Source organism: Paenibacillus sp. PDC88, assembly GCF_900106725.1.
In the GTDB taxonomy this organism is placed as follows: Bacteria; Bacillota; Bacilli; order Paenibacillales; family Paenibacillaceae; genus Paenibacillus; species Paenibacillus shunpengii.
In genome coordinates, this window is sequence record NZ_FNNT01000001.1 from 962981 (window position 1) to 986855 (window position 23875).

A 23875-nucleotide genomic window follows, 5' to 3' on the forward strand; every position below is an offset into this window, starting at 1 on the left:
TCCCAGCATCTTGTTAGATGTTAGGACAGGCTTTTGCTATAGCATGAATCAGCTCTGATCCTGCTCAATCAGTTCAATCCATTCGTTATACTCGGTCTGAAGCTTCGTGTATTCATCCTGCAGCTGACGATATTCATGAGCCAGATTCTCTGACTTGTCCTGCTGCATCTCACGCTCCACTTCTAGAAGGCGCAGCTGATGTGCTGTTACCTCATATCGTTCTACAACATCCTGGAGCTCAGACTCAAGAGCCTTCTTCTCCCCTTGCAAGGAATTCAAGCTCGATATCGCTGCATCCTTCTCTCGTTCCAGCTCAGCCAACCGACCGTCTCCTGCAGCAACCTGCTTCTGCCAGCTGCTGACCTCTTCAGCTAACTTGCTGCGATCTTCTTCCCATTCCTGCTGCTGTGCTGCCAGCTTCTCATATCTCGACTGGAATTCCTGCTTCTGACGCAAGGCTTCTTCCTGAAGCAGCATCCAATGCTGTTCCTTATGAGACCACTCCTCGAGCTCAGTCTTTAAGCTCTTCTCATGCTCATTCCATTGGTTCTGCTCTGCACGCAGCTTGGATACAGCTTCTTCAAGCTCCTCGTATTTGAGCTGCCATTCAATGGCTTCTTCCTCCGCTTCATTCAGCAGGGATTGGCGTTTCGACATCTGTTCCTTGACTTTGTCATGCTCAGCTTCGATCGCAAGCAATTGCTTGCGAATGTTAGCCTGCTCTTGTTCGTATTCGGAAATGAGCTGCTTGTACTGTTGTTCCTGACTTACCGACTGCTCATAATCAGCTCGAAGCGCTTCATAGTGCTCCTGCAGTTCAGGAAGCTGCTGGGATAGTGTTTCTCGTTCAGACTGTACACGCTTCATCTCTGATGAGATATGCTCCAGCTCACTGCGCACACTTTGAAGTTCAGCTTGCGTCACTTCTAAACGTTCAGTCGCTTCAAGAACCTCTGTCTCCAGGGCACTGATCTCTTGTTTATGCTGCTCTGCTGCCATTCTCCAGCTCTTCTCGCTGCCCGACAGCGACGCAACCTCATTCTGCAATTGTCGTGTTGCTGCATGAGCCTGCTCCAGCACTTTCTGTAGTCGCCGCTGCTCCTGCTCGGCCTTCTCACCAGCCTGCTTAAGACTGGAGATCTCACGCTGACTCGCCGCATGCTGATCCTGAATCTTACGAAGCTGAGCAGCGCTTGCAGCTTCTTTATCGATGGCTTCCTGAATTTTGACCTTAAGCTGCTCAGCTGTCTCTTGGGCCTTGGCCGCTTCCTGCTCTGCTGTACGCAGCTTGGCTTGAAGGGACGAGCTGTTATCCTTCACATCGGATATCTGCTGTTCAAGCTCCTGGATTCGGCGAGTCTGCTTCGCAATCGTATCCTGCCCTTGTGAAGCAAAGGATTCAAGCTCGGAGACGCGGGTCTGCTCCTGTTCCAATCTGCCAGTAAGCTCCTTCAGCTTGTCTTCTTCCTCGGCAAGCTGGGCAAGAGCCTCCTCTAGCTGGTTATCCGCTTCAGCTCGTTCTTCCTCAAGCTGCTGCTGGAGCTGTTCAAGCTCCTCTTTGAGCTTCTGTTCACGCTCGATATACTTACGCATAAGCTCATCCTTAACGGAGTTGAGCTCTTCACGATACTGCTCATAAGCTGCTGCTTCAGCTCGCTCTGCTTCCTGAACAGCCAAGCTCTCCGCTTCCTTAAGCCGTTCCTCCATCTCGCTCTTCGCTTCGCTCAGTCGTTCCTCGTACGCTTCCTTTATTTCGGCAAGATCACTGTCAGCCTGCTGAAGCTGATGATTCAAATCATGAACTGATTTCTCCAGCACCTTGATTTGTTCCTCAGCTTGAGTCTTGAAGTTGAGGAGCTCTGCACCCTTGGCCTCTTCATCCAGCAGCATTTGTGTTATTTCATCAACCTGCTGCTGTGCTTCAGCTTCAGCCTGAGCCTTAACAGATGCGATTTCTTGAAGCTGTGCCTCCTTGAACGCACTTAACTTCGCTTCTGCTTCCTCCTCTGCTGTGAGGATCCGTGCATCTGCTGCTGTCCGCACTTCTTGAATCTTGATATTAAGCTGCCCAAGCTTGTCCTCGCTCACCTTCAGTGCATTCTTCCATTCCTGCTCCTTGGAGCTCAGCGTCTTCTGCCACTCTTGCTCTTTGAGATTCAATTGCTGCTCCAGCTTGGCATACTTCGCTGCTGCTTGGTCTGTTAGTTCCTTCAGCTTGGCCTCATGCTGTTTCTGAAGAGCCGCCTTCTCTGACTGTAGTCTTGCTTCTAGCTGATTCCGCTCCTGCAGAATCTTGTCTGCTTGTGCTGACTTCTGCTCAAGCTGCTTCCGCAGCTCCCGCTCCTTGGAGGCAGCTTCTTCGATAAGCTTGTTATGCCTTGCTTCCTGCTCAGCCATTTCATTCTTGCGCCTTGCTTCAAACTGCTCTGTCAGCTCTTTCTGTTTCTGCTGTGCCTGCTGCTGCCACTTCTTCTCATTCTGCTGCGAACGATTAAGGAGCTCGTTATAACTTTGCTCGGCTTTTTTCAGCTCCTCTTCTCGAAGGAGTGTCTTCGACAGTGCCTCTTCCAATTGCGATTTCAATGCACGCTGCTCTTCATTACGCGCCTTCTCCAGCTGTGCGAGTGCCTGCTGTGCATTTTGCTTCTCTTTATCCAGCTCAGCTCTTGCTTCTTCAAGCTGCTTCAATTTCTCCATCTGCTGTTCATAAGTATCTTGAAGCTTCGACAATTCGCTTCCCAGCTGAGTCTTCTCACCGGTTACCATCTTCAGCTCATTCTTGATCTGTTGAACCTGCAAGGATTCCTCAGCCATATGTACTGCAGTCAAGACGGCTAGTCTCGGTGTATCCAGTCTGGAATGGGTCTTGGATATCGCATTCATTCTTTCGTCAACCAGGCTTGCAACCTGTTTCATATATTCGGCACTGCTGCCGACCAATTTATAAGAAGTCCCGTAGATGTCTACGGTGACGCGAGTACGATTAGGTGTAGTCACAGTTGTGCCCTCCTTCATGTCTGTCTTGTTGATTCTAAGTTGAAAAAAAATCACATCGAACCTTGATGTTTAAGGATTCGATGTGACTTAGGGCAATTCCTGCAATTTTTTTCTCAAAAAATAAAGGGTAAATCAGGAAAAAACTTATTTGCGAAGTTCAGCCCCGGTTTTATCGGACAGATCCGTCAGCACTTTTGTATGAACCGCCGTAATTTCCTCTTCGGTCAGTGTGTGATCCTTGTGACGGTATGTTAGTGCAAGGGCAATACTCTTCTTGCCTTCTCCCACTTTCTCCCCTGTATAAATATCGAATACTTGAACAGATTGAAGCAAATCACCAGCTGACTCCCGGATCGAAGCCATCAAAACGCCGGCTTCTACCGATTGCTCTACAACCACGGCAATATCACGGGAAACTGCTGGGAAGCGCGGCAGCTCACGATAGACAAGTGGAGGAAGAGCCCCATCATACAAGGCTTCAAGTGACAATTCGGCTATATACGTATCTCCTAGATCATAGGCCAGCTGAAGCTCAGGGTGGACTTGACCAAGTGTTCCTACGAGCAACTGCTCCTCATCGGATACCTTCAGATAAATGGAAGCCGAGCGTCCTGGGTGATAGTCCTTCGGCTGATTCGCAGCGTAGCTGATTCGTCCTTCAAGTCCGAGATATGCAAATATGGATTCCACAGCACCTTTGAGATCAAAGAAATCAACCTTCTCAGCTGTAATATTCCATTGCTTCTCAATTCGATTGCCGGACAAGAGCAGAGACAGCACCGGAATTTCCTTAGGCTGCTTGGTCAGTGTCTCTTCTTCTGTATAGAAAACACTGCCGATCTCAAACAGGGCGAGACTCTCCTGCTTGCGATTACGGTTATACTGTGCAGCTTCCAGCATTTGTGGAAGTGCGCTTGTTCTGAGTACGCTGAGCTCTTCACTCATCGGCATGGCGAGCTTCACAGACTTGCTGCCTGCCGTCAGGGCTGAGAACTGTGTTGATCTCTCCGGATTAACGAAGGAGTAACTGATCATCTCCTGATATCCTCCGTTAGATAAGAGACCACGCAGTGCTCTGCGGATGACCTGAGGCTTCGTGAGTGATCCCGGAGTCGTAGGTCCTTCAATTACCGTTGTTGGAATATGATCGTATCCGTATAGACGGGCAACCTCCTCAATAAGATCCACATCCCGAGTAATATCTCCCCGACGTGTTGGAACAGTGACATGAAGCTCGTTCTCTTGAGCCGTTTCATATGAGAAATGCAGGCGATCAAAAATCGCATGAATTTCCTCAGCAGAGAGCGATGTCCCCAGATAGTTATTTACTTTGCTCACAGAGAGAGCAATCACTCGTTCTTCATTGGAGCCTGATGTGGACTCCACGATTCCCGGATGCACATTTCCTCCAGCATAAGCACTGATCAGTGATGCCGCACGGTTCAATGCAGGAATGACAGAACCAGGATCCACATTTTTCTCAAAACGAAGACTGGATTCTGAACGCAGTCCGAGTTCGCGTGATGTCTTGCGAACTGTAGTACCGTCAAACTTAGCTGATTCCAACAAGATATTAGCTGTATCACTCTTAACTTCGGAATTCTGTCCGCCCATTACTCCAGCAATTGCTACCGGCTTAACACCATCTGTAATCAGCAGCATCGTGTCTTTCAGTTTACGTTCCTGATCGTCTAGCGTAATCATCGTTTCGCCTTCTGTGGCTTTGCGAACAACGATATGGCCTCCCGCTAGCTGATCCGCATCAAATGCATGCAGCGGCTGGCCATATTCCAGCATAACGTAGTTGGTAATATCCACGATGTTATTGATCGGGCGGATGCCGGCTGCCATCAGTCGATTTTGCATCCATAGCGGAGATGGCTTAATCGTTACGCCACTAATATATCTAGCCGAGTAATGAGTACACAGCTCAGGAGCATCGACTTGAACGGAGATATGGTCTGCTGCCGCTGAGCCGGATTCATTAAGCTCTGCTTGTGGTACGGGTAAAGTGATATCTCTGCTCAAAATAGCACTAACCTCGTAAGCAGCACCAATCATGGATAATGCATCCGAACGGTTAGGGGTAAGATCAAGCTCAAGCACATGATCGTTAAGACCCAGCACCTGCTCAATCGGTGTTCCTACTTCTAGCTCAGCCGGCAGTACAAGAATTCCTTCCTGCAGCTCTTTAGGCAAGAGCTTGTCATTTAGCCCGAGCTCTTTGGCAGAACAGATCATCCCTTGGGACAGAGCGCCGCGCAGCTTGGCTTTTTTAATTTCAAGACCGCCGGGCAATTTTGCTCCGACAAGAGCGACAGGAACCTTCTGACCTGCATCAACATTTTTCGCTCCGCATACGATCTGAAGCTCTTCCTCAAGTCCAGCGTCGACTTTACAAATGTTCAGCTTATCTGCATCTGGATGCTTTTCTTTGCTGGTTACATAACCGACGACAACTTTGGTCACACCTTGATTCCGATTTTCCACAATATCAATTTCAATTCCCGCACGTGTGATGCGTTCAGCCAAATCCTGAGGTGCAACACCCTCTAGAGAAATATAATCAGATAACCATTCTGTTGATACTCTCACGTTACGATCACTTCCTTCTATTTATATAAGCTTCTAATTCAGCCTGTGGAGATGTAATTATAATCTGGCAAACTGCTTCAGGAATGAGAGGTCACTGTTATAGAAATGACGAATATCGTCAACTCCATACTTCAGCATCGCAATACGTTCTACACCCATACCAAATGCAAACCCGCTGTATTCCTTAGGATCATAGCCGCCCATCTCAAGTACGTTAGGATGAACCATTCCTGCTCCTAGAATTTCAATCCAGCCGGTTTGTTTACACAAACGACACCCAGCTCCCCCGCACTTAATGCAGGTAACATCGACTTCAACACTAGGCTCTGTGAATGGGAAAAAGCTTGGACGAAGACGAATTTCTGTATGTGCACCGAACATTTCACGCACGAACTGGAGCAACGTACCCTTCAGGTCACTCATCCGAATGTTTTTGCCGACGACAATTCCCTCTACCTGATGGAACTGGAAGGAATGCGTAGCATCATCATCATCGCGACGATATACTTTACCTGGAACGATGACCTTCACAGGGGATTCACCTTGCATCGCAAGCATGGTACGAACCTGTACAGGAGAAGTATGTGTACGCATGAGAATATCTTCTGTAATGTAGAAGGAATCCTGCATATCTCTGGCCGGATGATTCTTCGGCAGGTTGAGCGCTTCAAAGTTGTAATAGTCCGTTTCGACCTCTGGACCTTCAGCTACCTGATACCCCATACCGACAAAGATATCCTCGAGATCTTGGATAACCTTCGTTAATGGATGGAGCCCTCCTTCTGGCAGACGGCGTCCTGGCAGCGTGATATCAATCGTTTCCTTTGCCAGGCGTTTCTCGGTTTCTGCTCTTTGAAATGCTTCCTGCTTCTCTCCAATTACAGCTTCGATAGCACCACGAACGTCGTTTGCCACCTGTCCAATGACCGGACGTTCCTCTGCACTCAGTGCGCCCATACCACGCAAAATTTCAGTAAGCGCACCTTTTTTACCTAAATATTTCACCCTTATATCGCCAAGTGCCTGTGCATCATTTACGCCTGCCAGCTCAGCAAGCGCTTCGTTCTTCAAAGCTTCCAATCTTTCTTTCATGACGTTCAGCAGCCTCCTTTAAATGCCCTAAGATTTTGATCAAACAAAAAAAGGCCTTTTCTCCCGATGAAGGGACGAAAAGACCGTGGTACCACCCTTGTTAGATTCATGTACAGCTGTTATAAGGCTATTCTCAGCCATATCCGCTCTACGATTTCAATCTCACTTTAGCACGCTCATAACGGGACGTGAACCGGTATCCTCTACTGACACACAAAGTATACGGTACATACCGTCTATACTCTATCTGATGTTCAAGGAACTGCTCCGGAGCGAACTTCGACAGCCTGATTTCGTAGAAACGCTCTCAATCTCTGGCGCTTCCTCCCTGTTCAAAAGCACTGTGTACTCTTCTCCATCTAAGCATTTTGTTCATTTTAAGTCTTGCCTAGTTTGCTACACTATTATACGCAAATGCGTCTTCTCTCGCAAGTCCTGTAATCAAAATAGGCTATCCTCTATGTTGGGAAGAACGCTTATCCTTCTTTTCCAAGGCTGCCAGCTGTGAGCGAATCTCCCGGATTTCTTGCAGTGTAGCACTGTCCATATAATAAGATTCGACATTTGCCTGTTGCCCGGAGTTCACTTGATCGTAACTAGACCCTGTCAGCAATTCATTCAAACGATGCTGCAGCTGGATCCGCAGATCTTCCTCCTCACGCTCCTCGGGAGTTTCATTTTTTCTAGCCAAATGCTCCTCATATTCCTGTACCGTTCCATCAAATATGCGCAAAGGCTCATCCTTACCCAAATGGAGCAGCTGATTAGCCAGCTTTCGGACAAGCGTCCGATCGTGAGATACAAACACAAAGGAACCCTCGTAGTTCAGCAGCGCTTCCTCCATCACTTCTCTAGTATCAATGTCCAAATAATTGGTAGGTTCGTCGAGGACGAGCAGATTGGAACCGCTGAAGTACAGTCTTATAAATGCTGCTCTGCACTTCTCACCCATGCTCAAATCTCCAATCTTCTTGAATACGTCATCCCGTGAAAACAAGAAATTACCCAGCATGGTCCGTGCCTCTGTCTGTGTCATGAATGGATTAATGAGCAAGCTGTCCAGCAAAGTCATCTCCGGCTGCAGACCTTCAAGCTCCTGCGAAAAATAACCTATTTTAGTCTTAGGATGAAGGTTCACCTCTCCTTTTTGTGGAGACAGCTCTCCCGTGATCAGTTTTAGCAGCGTCGTTTTCCCAGCACCATTCACGCCTTGAAGAGCAATCCTCTTTCCGCGCTCAACGACCAGGTTAATCCCTGAGAATACAGGCGTTTGAGTAGCAGGGTAAGTGTACTCCACGTCTCTTAGCTGAACAAATGTCCTTGCCCCAAATTCCCCTTCCCTTAAATCCACACTGACTTTAGGACCTTCCCGCGGCCTTTCAACCCGTTCTCCCTCAAGCCTTTCAAGCTGCTTTTGCTTCGCATGATATCTTGATATATTTTTGTTGGCCCTTGCCTTATAATAACTTGCTGCAATTCTTGACTCTGTTACATTCCCTGCGTTTCGATGCGATATCTTAAACCATTCCTGGTATTTACGAATAGACTCCTCCAGTGCTTTCTTGGCAAGCTCCTGCTGACGATATTTCGTCGCCTGCTCTCTGCGCTCGCGCTCCTTCTGCGCCTTGTATTCCTCATAGCCTCCCGGATATTTATGAGTCCCCTCCGGAGTAAGCTCACAGATGCTCGTGGCTACCCGGTCCAAGAAGGTCCGGTCATGCGATACAAAGACAAGTGTGCCTGTATAGGACAATATCCAGCCTTCCAGCCAGACCATGCTCTCATAATCAAGATGATTGGTCGGCTCATCAAGAATAAGCAGCCTCGGTTTTCTCGTTAATAGTGCAGATAGGCGCAGCCTGGTCTTCTGACCTCCACTTAGAGAAGAGAAGGGGCGTTCCCATAACTCCTCCCTAATACCGAGATGCGTCATCATTCGCTCAAGCTCAGCTTCTTTCGAATAACCACCGTAGGCTTCATATTGATCGAGTATCTCACCATAGCGCTGAAGCAAATCGGGAGAAGGATCTGCCTCAGAGGCGAGGCTTCCCTCCACCTCCTGAAGATCCATTTTTAAGGCTCCCCACCCTCCGCTCTCTGCATAGGCAATCTGTTTAACACTCAGGTGCTCCTCCGGTTTAAAGTCTTGGCGCATAAATCCGATTTCTTCAGACTCAAGATGGACGGTTAATGTACCTTCCGTCGGCTGTTCACTGCCTGTCAGAATATTTAGCAGCGTCGTCTTGCCACAACCATTCCGTCCAAACAGAGCGATTCGCTCATTCTCATTAACCTCCATATTGACATGTCCGAACAATTTCTTTCCGTTCCAATCCTTACTAATCTCACGCATATGAATAAGTGTTGTCATACCGTATCTCCCTCTTTCTGTACAGAAGCTAAAACACCGCAGGCAAGGAGCCTGCGGCTTAGACGTTCATCTATAGAAGAAGCGTACTTTAGAGGATAGGAGAACAGGTAAAGATACACCTGCGGTATGTGAGCAAGCAGAGCTGACCGGTTCAAGTCCAGCACGAGGCCGCGGAACAGACAGCACAAATAACCACACGTATCCCATCAATAGAAATAAGCACACTTGTCCCTAGATACGTCAGCCGCATACAGCTAACCTGCTACACCATCGGTTTACAGTTATCTTCAGGATATCGTGTGTTTTACTCCATGATACGTGTGGTTACCTCTCATTCATCATAATTGTTTTTAGTATAGCATGATCTTGAAGAAAGGCAAATATGCAAATGCCTAATTAAAATTATAAAGACTTCCCCTTAAACCATTTCAAGAAAGCATCTGCTACCTGTTTACCTGCCTCACCGTTCGGGTGTGGATCAAATTCATTGCTCATGTATTTTTGCTGAATACGGTGCTCATCCGGCGCAGCGCAGGACAACACTTCTGCGATATCAAATACATAATCCACGCCTTCAGGCGGTCTTGTACGTAACGTCTCATTCACTGTACGCCAAATCTCCTCCCTCTGCTCTACAAAATTAAACGGAGGTACGGTGAAGAGAATGATCTGCGGTTTGGCCTCCGGATTTTGTTTCAATTTCCGAACAATGGCTGTCAGATCCTCAAGCAGCTCTTCGCTGCTCCGAGCGCCAATATCGATGTCATTGACACCCAGCACCACAGCCACGTAATCACCTTGACTTGCTTTCACAAGCCATGAACCATCTGCAGCCGCATCATAGGCCCTTGCCCAGCCTGATCCAATATTCCAGACGCTGTATTCTGTATTTAACCCATCTGCAATACGGGCTGCCCAGTATTCATAGCCATCTTTTCGCGTTCTTACTCCCTGTGTGATAGAGTCACCCAAGAAGATCATCCGATGCTTCACTTGTCGTTTATACCCAATAAATGCCGGCAAGACCAGCTGATTCTCCAGTGCTGTGAAGGATGCTCCCGATTCCTCCGAAGCCCTCCTTCCTTCTGCAGCATAGGCAGATACAAGCAGTCCTTCGGTGTTGTACGGAAAGGACTTTCCTGCTGCTTCTGTTGTAAGGGTCCAGGTAAATACCAGGTCCCGTCCCGGCAGCACATTAATCGTGACTGCATCACTCCAGAATTGTTCTCCAGGCTGTACGTGCTTCGTATATTCCCCTTCAAATGTGATCGGGGTACCCGATCCAGGTACAACACTTCCATCCCGCTCTTCCTGACTGACCGCTACATACGCCGACTCAATCTTCCATTGCCCGCCAGGCATGCTCCCTTGTGCTACAGCACCCATATCCCAAGTAGAATCCACCACATTGCTGTGCCAAAATTTCATTTCCAGCGGCCCGTTCTCTCTAAGCTTGATGTACGTTCGATATGTACGTGTGAATGCGGTTTCCTGAATCATTATAAAATTCGTTGCCGTCGACACGGCGGTTGCAGATACGTATTCCCCCAGCATTTCTAATCCACCCTTTTATTCATGTTGTATCTAAATCTATCAATCTAAACCTCCATCATTATACTCCAGCTTCAAAAAACAAATCTATAACCCATAGAAAAAAGCCTCGCGAAGAATCGCAAGGCTCTTAGTGAAGCGGGTGATGGGAATCGAACCCACGCTACCAGCTTGGAAGGCTGATATCGCACCCGTTCTATTATAGTCACATGTATTCAAAAGCCTGATACTAAAGGATTTATCAGATAATCAGGCAGTCACGGGCGGCACTTATAATAGTAGAATGTCTACTTATTGCCCCCTGACTGCCCCTTTTTTTACTTTCAATTTAACTACTATTCTATTAGAAATTCATACTCATGCTTCGGAGAAGATATTTTTATATTGGTAGGTGCTCTTAAATCATATACATTGATCAGAGCTTTTGCAAAAACTTCTGCTAATTTCTCGTCTAGGTTTTGTTTTATATGTTGAAGAAGGTGTCATAAAAGAGGGAGATGTATTCTGGATCTCAGAACGTGGTAATGCTGGAGAAATAGAGTGGGTTAAAATGAAATGGTATGTAACTGAGGGTGACGGATTCGATATGGATAATGAAAGAGAAGAATATTCTGTTAAGTTGCAGCTCAAGTAAAAGCTAAATCAATAACGAAAGAGGACTCTACACTTTGGTGAGTAGAGTCCTCTTCTTATGCTGCCTTGGATTGGTTGACACGCCACCAATCCAGCTCAAGGAAAGTTATTATAGGAGTGTCATAGTAAGTAGCGTCTTCTTCTCTGAATATTTATAATTCCTTAGGGAATTCTATAGATGTGCACAGTTACACGACCTATACGACCCTACTCGAGATGAAACTACATTTCTAAAATCAAGTTTCTAGAGCTTGATCTACATAGAGGTAAGAAAATGAAAATAAAAAATAAAACCAGAATTATTGTGTTATTTGCTATCTTCCTGGTCTTCCTCGTTATAGCATCTATTATCTCAGTAATTTTAATGTCTCATGGTTAACAAAAAAACTCCGTAAGCACAGAGCTTACAGAGCAGTACCCAGGTCAGCGTTTTTGAAAGGGATCTTTATATATCTATTCCTAACCGATTGATTATGTTCATGGGCTTTATCCCTGTTTTTATTATACATTTTGATAGTTAGCAATAAAAGAAGGACTCTACCATCCCCATGTATAGAGTCCTTATGCCGGGATTCCGACCGACGACACAATATATTAACCGTACATCAATATTTTGAAACAGAGTTGCATAAAACCGTGCAAGTCATTTTAGAAGTTTTTTCTGTTTTTTTAATTATTGTAAAGTTAACCCATTAACCCCGGCTAATGTCCAGCCAGGGTAATGGGGGGATTTATGCAGTTAGAGGTAAATAGATGTTTCATTAATATTATATGAATACTTCGAAGAATTATGACAATCCAAATTACGATGTAATTTATGTAGGATATCAATATTCCGTCCAGACTAAGCATTAGGTTTAGCTTGTGGCTGCTGTGGAGAGTCGGAACCTCTCTCCCATCCCTCTATGATCACGATCCGTTCAAGGCTCGATTTATCTTCCCATAGTATGTAGTTCTCACTTGCCAGGAGTAGCAAGGCTTCTTTTATGCGTTGCTTGCTCTGTCCTGTCTTAACTTCTAATTCATGTGCAGTTGGCATTCTCCGACGCTGGCTAGTGTAGTTGTACAAGATCAAGCACTTTTCTCTCGTAGTCAGGTAACATGTTGATCACTCCTATAAGAACGTTTGTTTGTATATTACAGTCAAACATTTGTTCTTGTTGCAACACAAAAAAACCTACCGAGTAATTTATACTGGTAGGCTCTTATTATACAGTTGTTTCTTGCTGTGTAGGGACTTTGGGTTTACTTCTCTTTCGTTTTCCGTTAGTCTTAGCTCCATTAATCGCTTTAACTGACTGAAACCACATTATAGCTCCACAAAGAGGCGTAAATGCTAAAAAGACTATAAGCCAAGTCCAAAAAGCAGCATCGAAGTTAAACGTCTGACTCGTCTCAGCGGCTCTAAAAATAAAATTTCCAGTCCCTAAAAATATAATTATTGTAAAGGCCATAATTGGCGTAAGTACCTTTAAAGCCAACTGAGAAATCAGCTTACTTAATTCTGCGTCTAAGCCCAATCTGAAAACCTCCCGAAAAGGAGTTTCATTCCACCTAGCATTATAACCACTAGTATGCTCATTACAGAACCAATAACGCCGACTTCAAAAGGAATTACATTTGTGAGCCACAAAACTAGAAGTAAGATTGAGGCAGCCCCAAATAAAAGAAAACCGCTCTTATACAAACGATCACCTATTATATCAAAGAATCGATTGTCCATTTCAATCCCCTCCAAGTTTCCTACAACATCTAATTTTATATTACCATATGCTGGCTGAAATTCAAATATGACTTCCTTCATAGATGAGTCTCGCATGTCTATAATAGATGTTGTAGCTGCTGTGATAGATGAGGAATAAACTGAAGAAACATCGTGTCTATCATTAAATACTCTGACACTTGCTGATTCTCTGATATAGTCACTTCCCCTCCTGCTCAAAGCTTTATCAGTACCTCTAAAATTAACAGTTCTGCTATGGCTATCACTAAACTGAAAATTATTCTGAGAAGAAATTGATTGGGTTCGTGCTGTTAGCTGATTTGGGGAGCTCCCAGTAAGTGTTAGGCCGCTAACTACACCCAATAACATAGTCGAGGCGATTACTAGAGACGACATCCCTTTGCCTTTATCATTTGTATCCATTGCGACAGGGTTGCTGACAATCTGAACAGATAAATCCCCCGATTGATTGCTCATTGTTCTCGCCCATGTACCATGATCGGATATTCAGCAACTAGCTGATTGTTCAAGTATATAAAAGAGATATACTTTCCTTTTTTGCGAAAAACTAAGTTTTTAAAATCCATACTCAGCGCAACTCCCTGATACTCAGCGGGAACTAATTTGAGACTTTCGTCTACCCCCATAGTAAATCTTACATCCCCTGTATCAATTAGAATTTCTGAGTTTTCCTCCTCATGTCTAAAGATATATCGTAACAGTTGTTCTTCAGTAGGAACAATTCCACCAATACCTATAACAACACTAAAAGAAAAACCACCAGGAATGAATGCTGGTAATATAGATGCAAACGGATTGAGGACCATGAGTTTTGGTCCTTGTGGCGTAATTTCTTGTTTAGCATCTTCACAGTAGGTGAAAGAACTAATAATAGGCAATGTACTGACCTCCATATTATGATTCTAATGAACTATGACAACAGGATAATTTTGACTGATTTTAAGGATAATTTCAACATTTTTTATCAAATTATAACAAAGTCTATAAAGCTAAGAAATTATTCTAAACTCATAAAAACTCCTAATGTAATATGTACCTCGAATCTTAATACTTACTTCGGAATAGCGCTCAACTGTTCCACCATAATCATTTAAGTTCCCATTTTGATAAATACTCACTCTTGAACCGGATAGAGCTGCATAAAAAAAATCTCGATCATCTTTTAATGTCCGCATATCATTACCCCTATGATCTATTGTGATATGATGAATATATCGAATTTGGAGTATTTTGTAAATTGGAGGTATAAAGTGAAGTTAAGAGTGAGGAAACCCAGTATAAGGAAGAGAGTAAGCGCAAGAACAAGCATTAAGAGACAACTTATACATAGCCTAGGTCTGAAAATGCCAAAGGGTATGGGATGGATCACCAACCCTAAGTAAGCAGCCTATAACAAAATTTACAACAAGACGAGATTTGATATATTCAAGATAATAAAAAAGCTGTTGAAATAGAAATAGAGCCCTGTCCATAAGAACAGGGCTTTAGAATTAATAACTAAACAGTGCTATGTCTAACTATTGCATAAATATGAGGAAAAATATGTCGAAGTGTGGTTAATTATGATCAATTAAGTCGCAATTAGTTCCTTTCAAGGAAATAATTAGTTATAATTTGGATAGGCCGATCCAAATATCTAATATTAGATAACATTTTCATCTTTTGCTATTTTTCTTATATAAGAAGACTCCACCAAGAATTAAAGAGACTGCAAGAACAACAGGGACACTCAAAAAAATCGCTATATTCATCCAATTGATCGACATTTCATCACATCCTAACTTAATTTAATGGAGGAAAATCATGAAAAAGATTATCTCACTATTAACTCTTTGTGCTGTACTTGTGTTTCCAGCATCCGCTTTTGCCTCAGAAGATAATAACTCAAATCTTACAAAAGAAGAGATCAGAATACAGTATGATCAAATTATGGAAAAATATCAAGTGAATGAACCATTTTCTGATGAAGATGCCGCTTTTATTTTTGAATATGCCGATGAGTTAGGGGCTCAAAAGTTGAATGACGAAAGCACTATTACTCCTTTTGCATCCGAACGAAAAAGTTTTCAAGGAGCAAATGGAACTAGAAATATTACAGGTTTTATAACTTACGACAATACTCTTGTAACTAATTCATGGCGACTTTACATGACAGCGTGGGATACTACTCAAATTAAAAGAGACATCACAACTTCAGTTGGAATTGACGTTTTTGGATTAATTGATCTTGAAACAGGTAAAGTTGGAAAAGTCCATGCTACTACTGTATCCCAAAAATCCAGTGGCAAAGTTGCAAATATGACAATGGACAAGTCTCATGCTTATGCTGGGTATGCATTATTAGTTGTCTATACTCCGAAGGCTACTTTTGATGGGGTAGATGTACAAGCAACATTCCAATAAAAAAGGACACACAATCTGTTGTTATAAAACATAAATGAAAGAGCCCTGTCCGTGAGTACAGGGCTCTTTCATTTACTCAGCTGCTTCGATCTTTGCTAGTTTTTTATCAAGATCAGCAATATCCTCTGCATTGTTCGCGATGAGTTTCAGGAAGTTCTTTCTAAGCCGATACATGACGACAGCTGCTTCTTCCCTTGTCTGGGTTGCTCCGGGTCTCGAACCATCATAGTATCCATTTTTTGTCATTTCTGCCCAAGCTGTCTCTGCCCACCCGCTAACCTGATGAATATCCCTTTCTGTAGCCACTTTTGCCGTCTCTTTCCGTTTAAGACCGAAGTATGATGCAATTCCCTTAACATGTCCGTCTATGATCGCCTGAATGACTTCTGGACGCTTCAGGCGGTCAGCATCAGCTTTGACATCTAAAAATAGATTCTCGGTCAAGACTGCCGGCATTTTGCTCTCGCGGACCATATGCAAGTTTTTGACCTTCTGTTTCCGATCAATAACGCCAAACGGCCTTAGCTCTGTCATTATCGCCGTGTGCAAGGCTGCCTGAAGCTTAATGGAGTTTTGACTTGCTTTAGTGTAACGGTACGTCTCAAAGCCACCATCACCGCCAGCTGCGTTACAATGGACCGAAACGAGAGCATCAACGTTAAGTTTGTTCATCATGTCGGTGCGCTCATCGAGCTCAAGGGCAACGTCTGTGCTGCGTGTCAAATAAACCTGAATTCCTTCGTAATCTCTCTCAAGCTGCGTCTTAATCTCCAAACAGATATTAAGAACAATGATCTTTTCAAGTAATGAGTAGTGTCCAGCTCCTCCGTCCTTTCCACCGTGACCCGGATCAAGCCCTAACTTAATCATTACTGACCAGCTCCTTTCACGCCTTGCTTCAAGAGCTGATTCCCATAGATCGCAACAGCTCCAGTTAATACACCTTGTATAAGCGACTCAGGACCCCATCCTAGAATCCAAATGGTCAGCCCTATAGAGAAGATGCTGACAACATAAACGATTGTCCAATTAGGCACTCTCGGCGTTTGTTTCAATACATAACCAATTACCCAACAAGCCGCCAAAACAATGATAAGACGTGGATCAAGCAACTCCGCAATTGTATTCCATTCCATTATTAATTCATCTCCTTAGTTTGTTTCTGATCGTCTTTACCTTGTTCACTCTTGGTTTCAAAAATCTTCACTGCATTTAAAATGACATTCGGGATAGGAATCCCCATACGTCCTACATTCTCAACAACAGACAACAGTTCATTGGCAAGATAAAAGAAAATTACAATGTCACGGAAGTAATGAGCATCGCCAAGAACCACATCAATTAAATGCGCAATCATGACCATGACGAAGATTCCAACTTTACGAGCGATTCCGTAATACCCGACTCTGCTCTTTAGCTCTCCATTGATCCAAGCAGCAGCCCAACCCGAGAGCCAGTCTGCCACTACTAAAATTAGCAAAAGTGTAAGCAAAACTGTCCAACCTCCAAACGTGTAGCCGATCAGCGCCCCGGCTGATAAGCTTTTAATTAGGATCTCTATCTTTTCCCCCATGACCTTCCCTTTCCCCTCTCGCTCAAATAGAAATAAGCCTCCCGAGCTGGGAGGCCTACTTCTTCTTATATGGAATCTTTCCTGCAACAGCGATCCTATTACCCTCCGCTGCCAGTACATTAATACTATCCTGCAAATCTCGAAGCTTCTGCCGTTTCAATAAATTATTCATACCCTTCTCCGCCTGAACTGCACGAATCTCTTTTCTAACATCGCCCATATCCGACGATATCCGGTTTAGCTCCTTCCTGATTTCATCGTCATACCAGGAGGGCAGCTCCTTACCTGCACCCTCATCGGTCTTTGCTTGATCCAGATTTTCCTTGTAGCGGTAAAACTCATTGGATATATCGTTACTAAACACAGGATCAGCTACCATCTGCTGAGTTAACGCATAACCAGCATCGCCACCGGGTGAAAGCAACGGCTGACCAAATTGACCGATGAACCCGGTGTACTGTCTAACCAGATAATCAAGCTGCTTCGGGGATGAGTTTGTTTTCTCTCCGATCCACTTAGCAAGGCTCGTCGTTTTCGCATCGACCTGCAGCTCAGGCGACAACCTTTCAAGATACCCAGGCACAATAGGAGCGTCCGCAAAGTTCCGGTTACCTGCAACATCCGCAACCGGTCCAAAAACCGTGTCCCCCACAACACCTAAGAGCTTCTCAGGAATCCCTCCGCTTTTGGTCGCTCCGGATAGAATCGGTGGGAAGAAGGTTGTACGAATCTGATCAGCGAAGCCCCGAAAAGCTGCAGGATCCTCTTCAGCGAACTGCCGCATGAGTCGCTCCGGAATCGATGAAAAGATCGTTCCTTGCTCCTGAGGCTTGGCAATCTTATAGAAAGTACCATCGCCTTTAGGAATCAGCATAAATGAATCTTTCGTCCGGTTATTCAGTTTCTGATAGTCCGGATCATCATGGTTAAGAGCATACAGGGCAAGAGTTGGTACGGTTATGGCTAGTACAGACTTTACAATCGCCTTTACTGGATCATCCTTGTAAGTCCGAACCGTTTTGTCCATCCCTTGTATTGCCGCATTGAAGTATAGGAACACCTTATCCAGTTCCCCCGATAAGGACCCACGCCGTTTGAAATTTGTGGTGATGTCCTGGGCTTCCTTCAGCGCCTCCTGGATGTCACCGCCTCTTGCACGTACACGTTTAAACTCAGAAAGCCGCGGCGCTGTCTCTACCGCATTCAGGAAGTTTTCGTATCCATCTCTAAGCCCGCTATGCATACGTGAAATACCGGATTGCGGGAGCACTGCATTTTTACTCTGACGAAGCAGATCTCGATCCGCTGCTATAGCCGAGGAGTGGCCGCCACCAACGTTCAGATAGTCCTGGTAAGCTCCTCTCTTTAAACCGATGTCCACACTCGCTGCGATTAGATCAGCCATAAAAGATAACGGATTATTGTTAGTCTTACTTGCAATGTATGATTGTGGAATATCCCGCCAGATATTACGAGTCAGCGTGAACACAGGGTTGCTTCCTGTAGTTAACAGCTTCACCGTGTTCGTTAATCGACCAACCATCTGCAGCAGTTTCCCTGACTGTTCAGGTCCGAGTGCTGTAAGTGCGCTAAGCAGCTGCTTGTCTTTGATCTGAACATGTACCGGATTGCCGTCCATTAGCGCACGTACTACGTTGTCCTTATCGAGCTGAGTGCGCTGCATCGCCTTATCGAAGTCAGCCGAGAAGCGGAACAAAAGCTCTTCCAATCCACCTTCATCCATCACGATGTTTCTAATGTCATCCGGCTTTTCTGGCTGCTTCACAATCGTAGCCCAAGGAGAAAAGTTGTTCGGTGCTTGCTGGATATTGCGCACATACTGCTGCATGACCTGGTTACGCTTCGCTGACTTCACATAAGCATCTACGTTCTCAATAATCGCTTCAATCGGACTGATGATTGGGCGCTGGGATCCACCCTCCTGATAGGATTTCACCGGATTGGACTGGTTACCATAGCCACGTTTCTTCCCTCCACCGAACCCTTTACCGGTTTTCTCTAGCTCAGAGAAATATCGTTTATTCGGGACGTAGTACGGATTTTTTCGAACCCACGCATCCAGCATATCCTGTGAAATCATACCCGTATCAACGAGCCACTTCTGAGCCAGCGTCGTCTGGAAATTGTAGAGCTGTTTCGAAATCGTTCTGAACTCTGGAAACATCCGCTCAAACTCCGCAACCTTTTGAGCTCCGTACTCTGGTGTCCATTCCAGCTCATCACGGAACACTTTTTCTCCTCGGTCAAATCTCGTAATGGCATGCTTATTAATCAGATAGTCCTCGAAATCCACATAGATATGTTTGTTCTTACGCATGGCCGCCTTAAGCGGCGAAAGGATACTCTTCAGCGATTCACTGACATACTGCCCATTCGCGTCCACTAGCCCATCCGTGATAATCCGTTTGGCCACAACGTCTGCCCCGCGTGAAGCAAGTCCTAAATCATGAATTCGCTGGTTGGCTGGAATCTTCTCACCCATGACTGACTCGAGTAATTTATCCTGGCGATTAAGCGGATGTAGATCATCCACCAAGGCTGTATAAAGCTGATCGGTACGAGCTGTGAGCCCAGGCTTCTCACGCTTCTGACGGCTTACGAGCTGTGAGCGAGTATCCGTCTTAAGCGAGTCGTATGGGCCAACGCGGGAGAATGGAGTTACTCCAAGACCGGTCTTCTCCTCAAACTGATCCGGACGAAGAATAGGCTCTGCATTCTGATCAACCACCGGATCGATCTGTGGCACCTCCGGCTCTATCACAGGCTCTTGAACAGTGGCTCTTGGCGTTCTTGGCCTTAAATCCTTCAGCTCCTCAGAAACAAGCGGCTGATCTACGATGTTTACTGCGGGATCAATTTCCCTCATACTGTTCTGAAGCGTCTCCCGAGCTGATGAATATCCGGACATTTGCTCATCATATCCACTCTCCAATCTCCAGCTCGGAACCTCTCCTGACTCATCCATGAAGCCATTATCGACCCGATCCCGAGCCAGCTGATAAAGATCCTTGTTCGATGGAGCGCGACCATTCTGGCTGTAGAACTCCTGATACCAAAGCGGATTATTGGACTGCCTGCCCGTTCTGCCGATGACATCTCCGTTCAAATCCCGCTGCAGATTGCCTTGTGCTACTCCAGCACGGCTATCGCGAGACTCCTTAAGATACTTGTACTCATCAATGACCCGCTGCTCGTATCGGTTGTTCAGCTCATTAACTGCATCGTCTATGCTCTGAAGCTCAGAACGTCCTGCCGCCGCATTACGTCCTCTTGCGATTGTGGAAGGTGAAGCCTCTGGCAAATCAAACGTATAAGGATTTACCACAGGATCGACTCCTGCAGGAACGTTCGACCGACTAGCTGCAGCAGACATACGCGCATCTCTGCGCCCTTCAGGTAACGCCATAATTTCATTGATTTCTTGCTCAGGAATGCCACTCTTCCTCATTAGGTTAGACGTAACACCACTATCACTAAAGGCATTTTTCACACTTCGATAGCCTGCGCCAATCCCCTTAAATAACAGGTCACCGCCCACACCAAGACCAGCACCAATGGCTGTATCCGCTGCGATGGATCCAAGGTCCTCCCCACGTGCCCAGGCTCCTGTTCCTCCCTGCAGTGCACCGGCTAAACCTTCTCTCGCAGCACTTTCAGTCAGGCGTCTAGCTCGATCTGCCGGCATTACTTTGCTTGGAGCTTTTGCAATATTGTTAATCGCTCGCTGCCCTATCTGACTATTGACCAGCATATCCGATCCCCGGTTTGTGCTGGATAGCATACCGAGTCCAGGAGCGCCGATTGTTGCGGGATTCGTGACAGAGCCTACAGCCCCACCAATTAAATCAGCCGCAATATTGGCTACCTTGTTCCCTGTATCACCTGGAGCCATACTTGGAGTGCCTGTTGCAACCTGTCCAGCTGCTCCGCCCAAACGAGTAATAAAGTTACCAACGGGATTCCCATACATTAAGTCATTCATAGCCCGAGAGTAGGGAGCGACGAAGTTTGCAAAAGAGCTTTCTCTCGCTTTGGAGTTGATCGCATTCTCATTAAGCTGATGTTGGGAAGGGGCAGGCGGCCCCTGAATCGGTTTGATCTCTCGGCCTGTAGCCGCCTTGTATTCATTTATCGCCTCTCTGTCCCCTTGTGTCGCTTGGAACAACGTGGATTCCGTAATGCGGTCCGCACCCACTCTTCTCATCGCTTCAGGCAGTGTCTCAAAATCCTTCAAGTCAGGTGCTGGCATAGGGTTCGATGCAGTAAACTGTTTGAAGGCATCCGAGCGACTAGTCAGACTCGATGAGGGCTGCGTTGTAGGCTTTAAAGTGCCATTTAACGCGCCACTTCGTATGCTGTTCGCTCTCTTTCTCTGCTCTTCTATAAATTTCTCATGCCTGCTCGCCATCTCTTCACACCCTTAATACCAGTTATTTTTATCCCAGAATTGCAAAGCCTTCACCGGATCACCATACCGATCTTCAATGTACTGCAGCCCCTTCAGCGCTTGCTGATATGGATCAGACCAATCTACGCTGCTGCCGCCATAGTTCTTGCGCGTCGCATCGAGAAACTGAAATAACCCGGCTGCTGAAGATTTAGGATTCTTCGCATTCGGGTTAAAGCTAGATTCACGGGCAACCAGCTCAAGCGTTGGTGCCAGCCATTCAGCAGGTTTACCAAGCGTGCTAAGTGCTCTTGAAACTGCACTGCTTGCTGTTGCATAGTTTTTAGGATTCGCTTTCGAGTCTTTTTCAGCTTTAAAGTAGTTGGAGTATGCTCCACCACTTGGAGATGTGAATGTGGTGGAGCTATTCGAGTTTCCCGAACTGACCCCATACTGCTTGTCATACTTACTAATATCCGATTGAGTCAGACCAAGCATGGTCATAACCTGCGTATCCTGGCCATCCGGAAGCCCCATCGACATGACTTGCTGATAGATCGAATTCTTTGTTGAAGCGTTTGATGGAATCTTACCTGTTTCCTTGTCAACAAATTGACTATAGATCGATTCATACGCCTGGTTCGCTGTAACGCCGCTATAGCTTGGAGAGGTGGTCTGGTTCATCCCGTCACCGTAAGCAAGCCAAGCCCTTGCATTTTCATCTTGGCTAATGGAAATCTGAGCCTGTTGATAAGCCATTTGATTCCGCTGAGCAAGATCCTCCATAGCATAGTTAAGCCCATACTGCCGCACGTTCTCATCAAACTGCATTTGCCACTGCTGATCGCCAATCGCGTCACGTGCCTTCTGATAAGCAAACTGCTCAAGAGTAAACTCGTTATTCCAGGCTTGCTGACCTTGATCAAATTGTTGTTGTTGGCCAGCCATTGTGAGCGGTGTCTCTGGATTGGTTGCTTGCCTTGCATACCCGGTCCAATCCGTTTGCGGCGTCATTAAGCGACCTGTCAGATTCGCGTATTGAAGTGCCGCGTCCAAATTAGCTTGGCGATTAGCAAGATCTGTCTGTTGCCCTGCCAGCGTTCGGATCCCTGCCTGAGTTTGGCTTGCTGTATTGTAATTCACGTCAGCACCGTACTGGCTCGCATCGATGCCCATAAAGGTGAGCTGGCTACGGATGAAGTCAGCCTGCTTGCTCAAGTTAGTGCGCTCCTCTGCAGTGATGCCTTTTGTTTCAGCTTGTTGCTTCAGACTGAGCAGGTTGTTAATTGCGTCACGTGCTGCTGTAGGTAAGTAGTTGCCTGTAACTTGCGCTTCAGCCAGCGGATTCTGGAAATACTCCTGATTCTGCAGACCGTATAGGCTTCCCAAATTACCAATCGCGTCTTGGCCAACACCGTAGTTCATTTGCTGCACCTGCAGGTTTCGATTCGCCTCGTCGTTGTAACGCTGATAAGCCTGCTGCATCAGCTGAGGAACCAGGTTATTCGCAATACTTTCCATCGCCCCTGTTCCGATCTGATTGGCCACGGTCTCACTCCAGGACGATTTACCTTGCCCTGTGGCACGAAGACCTGCATTTGTATCTGCCTGCTGAGTGGCTACGTTCTTCTTAGCTTCAGCGAGCTGAGACTGATAAGCAGGATCGGTACTAGGATCATAGGTGAAGGAATCTGGCATCTCGAATTGGAATTGCCCCTGCTTACTGATCCAGTCGTTAATGCTGCCTAGTGTCTGCTCCGTTCGGCTTCCGGGTATAGCAAAGTTATTTTGTGCTGTAGGCTGTGACTGCGTATTGGCAGCCGCCTGTCCCATTGCACTCTGATGACCCAGGTTCACATTTAAGTACTTCTGCTGAGCAGATGTGTCCAAACCCTGATTCTGCCGATTTGTAATCGTGGCCAACGTTCGGGCAATCTCGCTCTGCCTATAGGCATCGTCATTCTTAATCTTAGCCTGGTTAGACGTAATGCTCTGCCGACCGGGAGTGTTTGCCGTTGCATAGTTGGCACCCCCATACCCTAGACTAGGTGACTTTGGCGCATTCGCAGCACCTGTGACGAGAGGCGTCTTATTATTAGATTCGTTCTTTTTCACGACTGTTCCGGTTGTAACATAAACCATATTGCACCTCCTGACACCAAATAGAAAAAAGACTCTCGTAATGAGAGCCTTCTAAATGGTATAATCTATTTGTACAGCCAATTTGTGGTGGGGATAGGCTTGCCTCCAGTGGGAGGTGATCCTATGAACTTCTCATTTACCGACGTAATCATGTTCGCAACTTTCGTTATTGCGCTCTTGACATACATCGATCGTAAAAAGAAGTGACCCACCACAGGTTGACGGCCTGATGGGTCACTTCGTCTGAAGCTTACTGCACTCGGAGGAGTCCCCACCGCAAATCATGCTGTGCAGGAGTAGCCATAGGCCGGCTACTCTTATTCATTTTGTATCTACATTCATTTTATTAAACATCTGTGCTACTTT

Annotated in this window: 17 protein-coding genes; 2 read left to right on the top strand and 15 right to left on the bottom strand. The window is 45.8% G+C overall.

From position 1 onward, the window contains the following. Positions 1-48: 48 nt before the first annotated feature. The 5 genes from BLW49_RS04550 to BLW49_RS04570 form a co-directional block, all read right to left on the bottom strand. Positions 49-2997 (bottom strand): hypothetical protein, encoded by a 2949-nt coding sequence (locus tag BLW49_RS04550; protein ID WP_090723357.1) that lies wholly within the window; start codon positions 2995-2997, stop codon positions 49-51. A 144-nt stretch (positions 2998-3141) separates the two neighbouring features. Further along, the gene (pheT, locus tag BLW49_RS04555) at positions 3142-5592 is read right to left on the bottom strand and encodes a phenylalanine--tRNA ligase subunit beta (protein ID WP_076311698.1); all 2451 of its coding nucleotides are present in this window, start codon (positions 5590-5592) and stop codon (positions 3142-3144) included. A gap of 57 nt (positions 5593-5649) precedes the next feature. After that, the gene (gene pheS, locus BLW49_RS04560; RefSeq protein ID WP_076311699.1) at positions 5650-6684 is read right to left on the bottom strand and encodes a phenylalanine--tRNA ligase subunit alpha; all 1035 of its coding nucleotides are present in this window, start codon (positions 6682-6684) and stop codon (positions 5650-5652) included. A 451-nt stretch (positions 6685-7135) separates the two neighbouring features. Continuing rightward, complete coding sequence (gene abc-f, locus BLW49_RS04565; RefSeq protein ID WP_090723359.1) at positions 7136-9055, bottom strand: ribosomal protection-like ABC-F family protein; 1920 nt, start codon at positions 9053-9055, stop codon at positions 7136-7138. A 402-nt stretch (positions 9056-9457) separates the two neighbouring features. Next, entirely contained in the window at positions 9458-10609 is a 1152-nt protein-coding gene (locus BLW49_RS04570) for an SGNH/GDSL hydrolase family protein (protein ID WP_090723360.1), read from the bottom strand. Positions 10610-11030: 421 nt separating this feature from the next. Here BLW49_RS04570 and BLW49_RS04575 point away from each other — a divergent pair, with 421 nt between their 5' ends. After that, positions 11031-11240, top strand: coding sequence for a hypothetical protein (locus BLW49_RS04575; RefSeq protein ID WP_090723362.1), 210 nt, complete (start codon positions 11031-11033; stop codon positions 11238-11240). An 843-nt stretch (positions 11241-12083) separates the two neighbouring features. Here BLW49_RS04575 and BLW49_RS04580 read toward each other — a convergent pair. The 5 genes from BLW49_RS04580 to BLW49_RS28480 form a co-directional block, all read right to left on the bottom strand. Further along, the gene (locus BLW49_RS04580) at positions 12084-12278 is read right to left on the bottom strand and encodes a hypothetical protein (RefSeq protein ID WP_256209570.1); all 195 of its coding nucleotides are present in this window, start codon (positions 12276-12278) and stop codon (positions 12084-12086) included. Between the two features lie 169 nt (positions 12279-12447). Further along, positions 12448-12759: a hypothetical protein gene (locus tag BLW49_RS04585; protein WP_090723364.1), complete on the bottom strand. Its 312-nt coding sequence runs from the start codon at positions 12757-12759 to the stop codon at positions 12448-12450. Further along, positions 12750-13439 (bottom strand): hypothetical protein, encoded by a 690-nt coding sequence (locus BLW49_RS04590; protein ID WP_090723365.1) that lies wholly within the window; start codon positions 13437-13439, stop codon positions 12750-12752. Before BLW49_RS04590 ends, BLW49_RS04585 begins: the two co-directional genes overlap by 10 nt. After that, the gene (locus BLW49_RS04595; RefSeq protein ID WP_090723367.1) at positions 13436-13861 is read right to left on the bottom strand and encodes a DUF6941 family protein; all 426 of its coding nucleotides are present in this window, start codon (positions 13859-13861) and stop codon (positions 13436-13438) included. The genes BLW49_RS04590 and BLW49_RS04595 overlap by 4 nt, the downstream gene beginning before the upstream one ends. A 111-nt stretch (positions 13862-13972) precedes the next feature. Further along, positions 13973-14158 carry a hypothetical protein gene (locus tag BLW49_RS28480; protein WP_143042065.1) on the bottom strand — a complete coding sequence of 62 codons (186 nt, stop codon included), beginning with the start codon at positions 14156-14158 and terminating at the stop codon, positions 13973-13975. A 628-nt stretch (positions 14159-14786) separates the two neighbouring features. Between BLW49_RS28480 and BLW49_RS04605 the strand changes: the two genes are divergently transcribed. Further along, on the top strand, positions 14787-15386 hold the full coding sequence (locus BLW49_RS04605) for a hypothetical protein (RefSeq protein ID WP_090723368.1): 600 nt from the start codon (positions 14787-14789) through the stop codon (positions 15384-15386). 72 nt (positions 15387-15458) lie between these two features. On the opposite strand, the gene BLW49_RS04610 is transcribed toward BLW49_RS04605, so the two are convergent. The 5 genes from BLW49_RS04610 to BLW49_RS04630 are packed head-to-tail and all read right to left on the bottom strand — an operon-like array spanning position 15459 to position 23509. Then, positions 15459-16256 (bottom strand): N-acetylmuramoyl-L-alanine amidase family protein, encoded by a 798-nt coding sequence (locus tag BLW49_RS04610; RefSeq protein ID WP_090723370.1) that lies wholly within the window; start codon positions 16254-16256, stop codon positions 15459-15461. Beyond that, positions 16256-16522 (bottom strand): phage holin family protein, encoded by a 267-nt coding sequence (locus BLW49_RS04615; RefSeq protein ID WP_090723372.1) that lies wholly within the window; start codon positions 16520-16522, stop codon positions 16256-16258. Before BLW49_RS04615 ends, BLW49_RS04610 begins: the two co-directional genes overlap by 1 nt. Positions 16523-16524: 2 nt before the next feature. After that, positions 16525-16959: a phage holin family protein gene (locus tag BLW49_RS04620; protein WP_090723373.1), complete on the bottom strand. Its 435-nt coding sequence runs from the start codon at positions 16957-16959 to the stop codon at positions 16525-16527. A 55-nt stretch (positions 16960-17014) separates the two neighbouring features. Next, a complete protein-coding gene (locus tag BLW49_RS04625; protein WP_090723375.1) occupies positions 17015-21388 on the bottom strand; it encodes an LPD38 domain-containing protein in 4374 nt (1457 codons plus the stop codon). Positions 21389-21400: 12 nt separating this feature from the next. After that, on the bottom strand, positions 21401-23509 hold the full coding sequence (locus BLW49_RS04630) for an aggregation-promoting factor C-terminal-like domain-containing protein (protein WP_090723376.1): 2109 nt from the start codon (positions 23507-23509) through the stop codon (positions 21401-21403). Positions 23510-23875: the final 366 nt, after the last annotated feature.

Bases quoted from the DNA above. Each gene is read 5' to 3' on its own strand.
- pheS (WP_076311699.1), bottom strand. From the start codon at position 6,684: ATGAAAGAAAGATTGGAAGCTTTGAAGAACGAAGCGCTTGCTGAGCTG.
- abc-f (WP_090723359.1), bottom strand. From the start codon at position 9,055: ATGACAACACTTATTCATATGCGTGAGATTAGTAAGGATTGGAACGGA.
- BLW49_RS04570 (WP_090723360.1), bottom strand. From the start codon at position 10,609: ATGCTGGGGGAATACGTATCTGCAACCGCCGTGTCGACGGCAACGAAT.
- BLW49_RS04580 (WP_256209570.1), bottom strand. From the start codon at position 12,278: ATGCCAACTGCACATGAATTAGAAGTTAAGACAGGACAGAGCAAGCAA.
- BLW49_RS04590 (WP_090723365.1), bottom strand. From the start codon at position 13,439: ATGAGCAATCAATCGGGGGATTTATCTGTTCAGATTGTCAGCAACCCT.
- BLW49_RS28480 (WP_143042065.1), bottom strand. From the start codon at position 14,158: ATGCGGACATTAAAAGATGATCGAGATTTTTTTTATGCAGCTCTATCC.
- BLW49_RS04605 (WP_090723368.1), top strand. From the start codon at position 14,787: ATGAAAAAGATTATCTCACTATTAACTCTTTGTGCTGTACTTGTGTTT.
- BLW49_RS04610 (WP_090723370.1), bottom strand. From the start codon at position 16,256: ATGATTAAGTTAGGGCTTGATCCGGGTCACGGTGGAAAGGACGGAGGA.
- BLW49_RS04615 (WP_090723372.1), bottom strand. From the start codon at position 16,522: ATGGAATGGAATACAATTGCGGAGTTGCTTGATCCACGTCTTATCATT.
- BLW49_RS04620 (WP_090723373.1), bottom strand. From the start codon at position 16,959: ATGGGGGAAAAGATAGAGATCCTAATTAAAAGCTTATCAGCCGGGGCG.
- BLW49_RS04625 (WP_090723375.1), bottom strand. From the start codon at position 21,388: ATGGCGAGCAGGCATGAGAAATTTATAGAAGAGCAGAGAAAGAGAGCG.
- BLW49_RS04630 (WP_090723376.1), bottom strand. From the start codon at position 23,509: ATGGTTTATGTTACAACCGGAACAGTCGTGAAAAAGAACGAATCTAAT.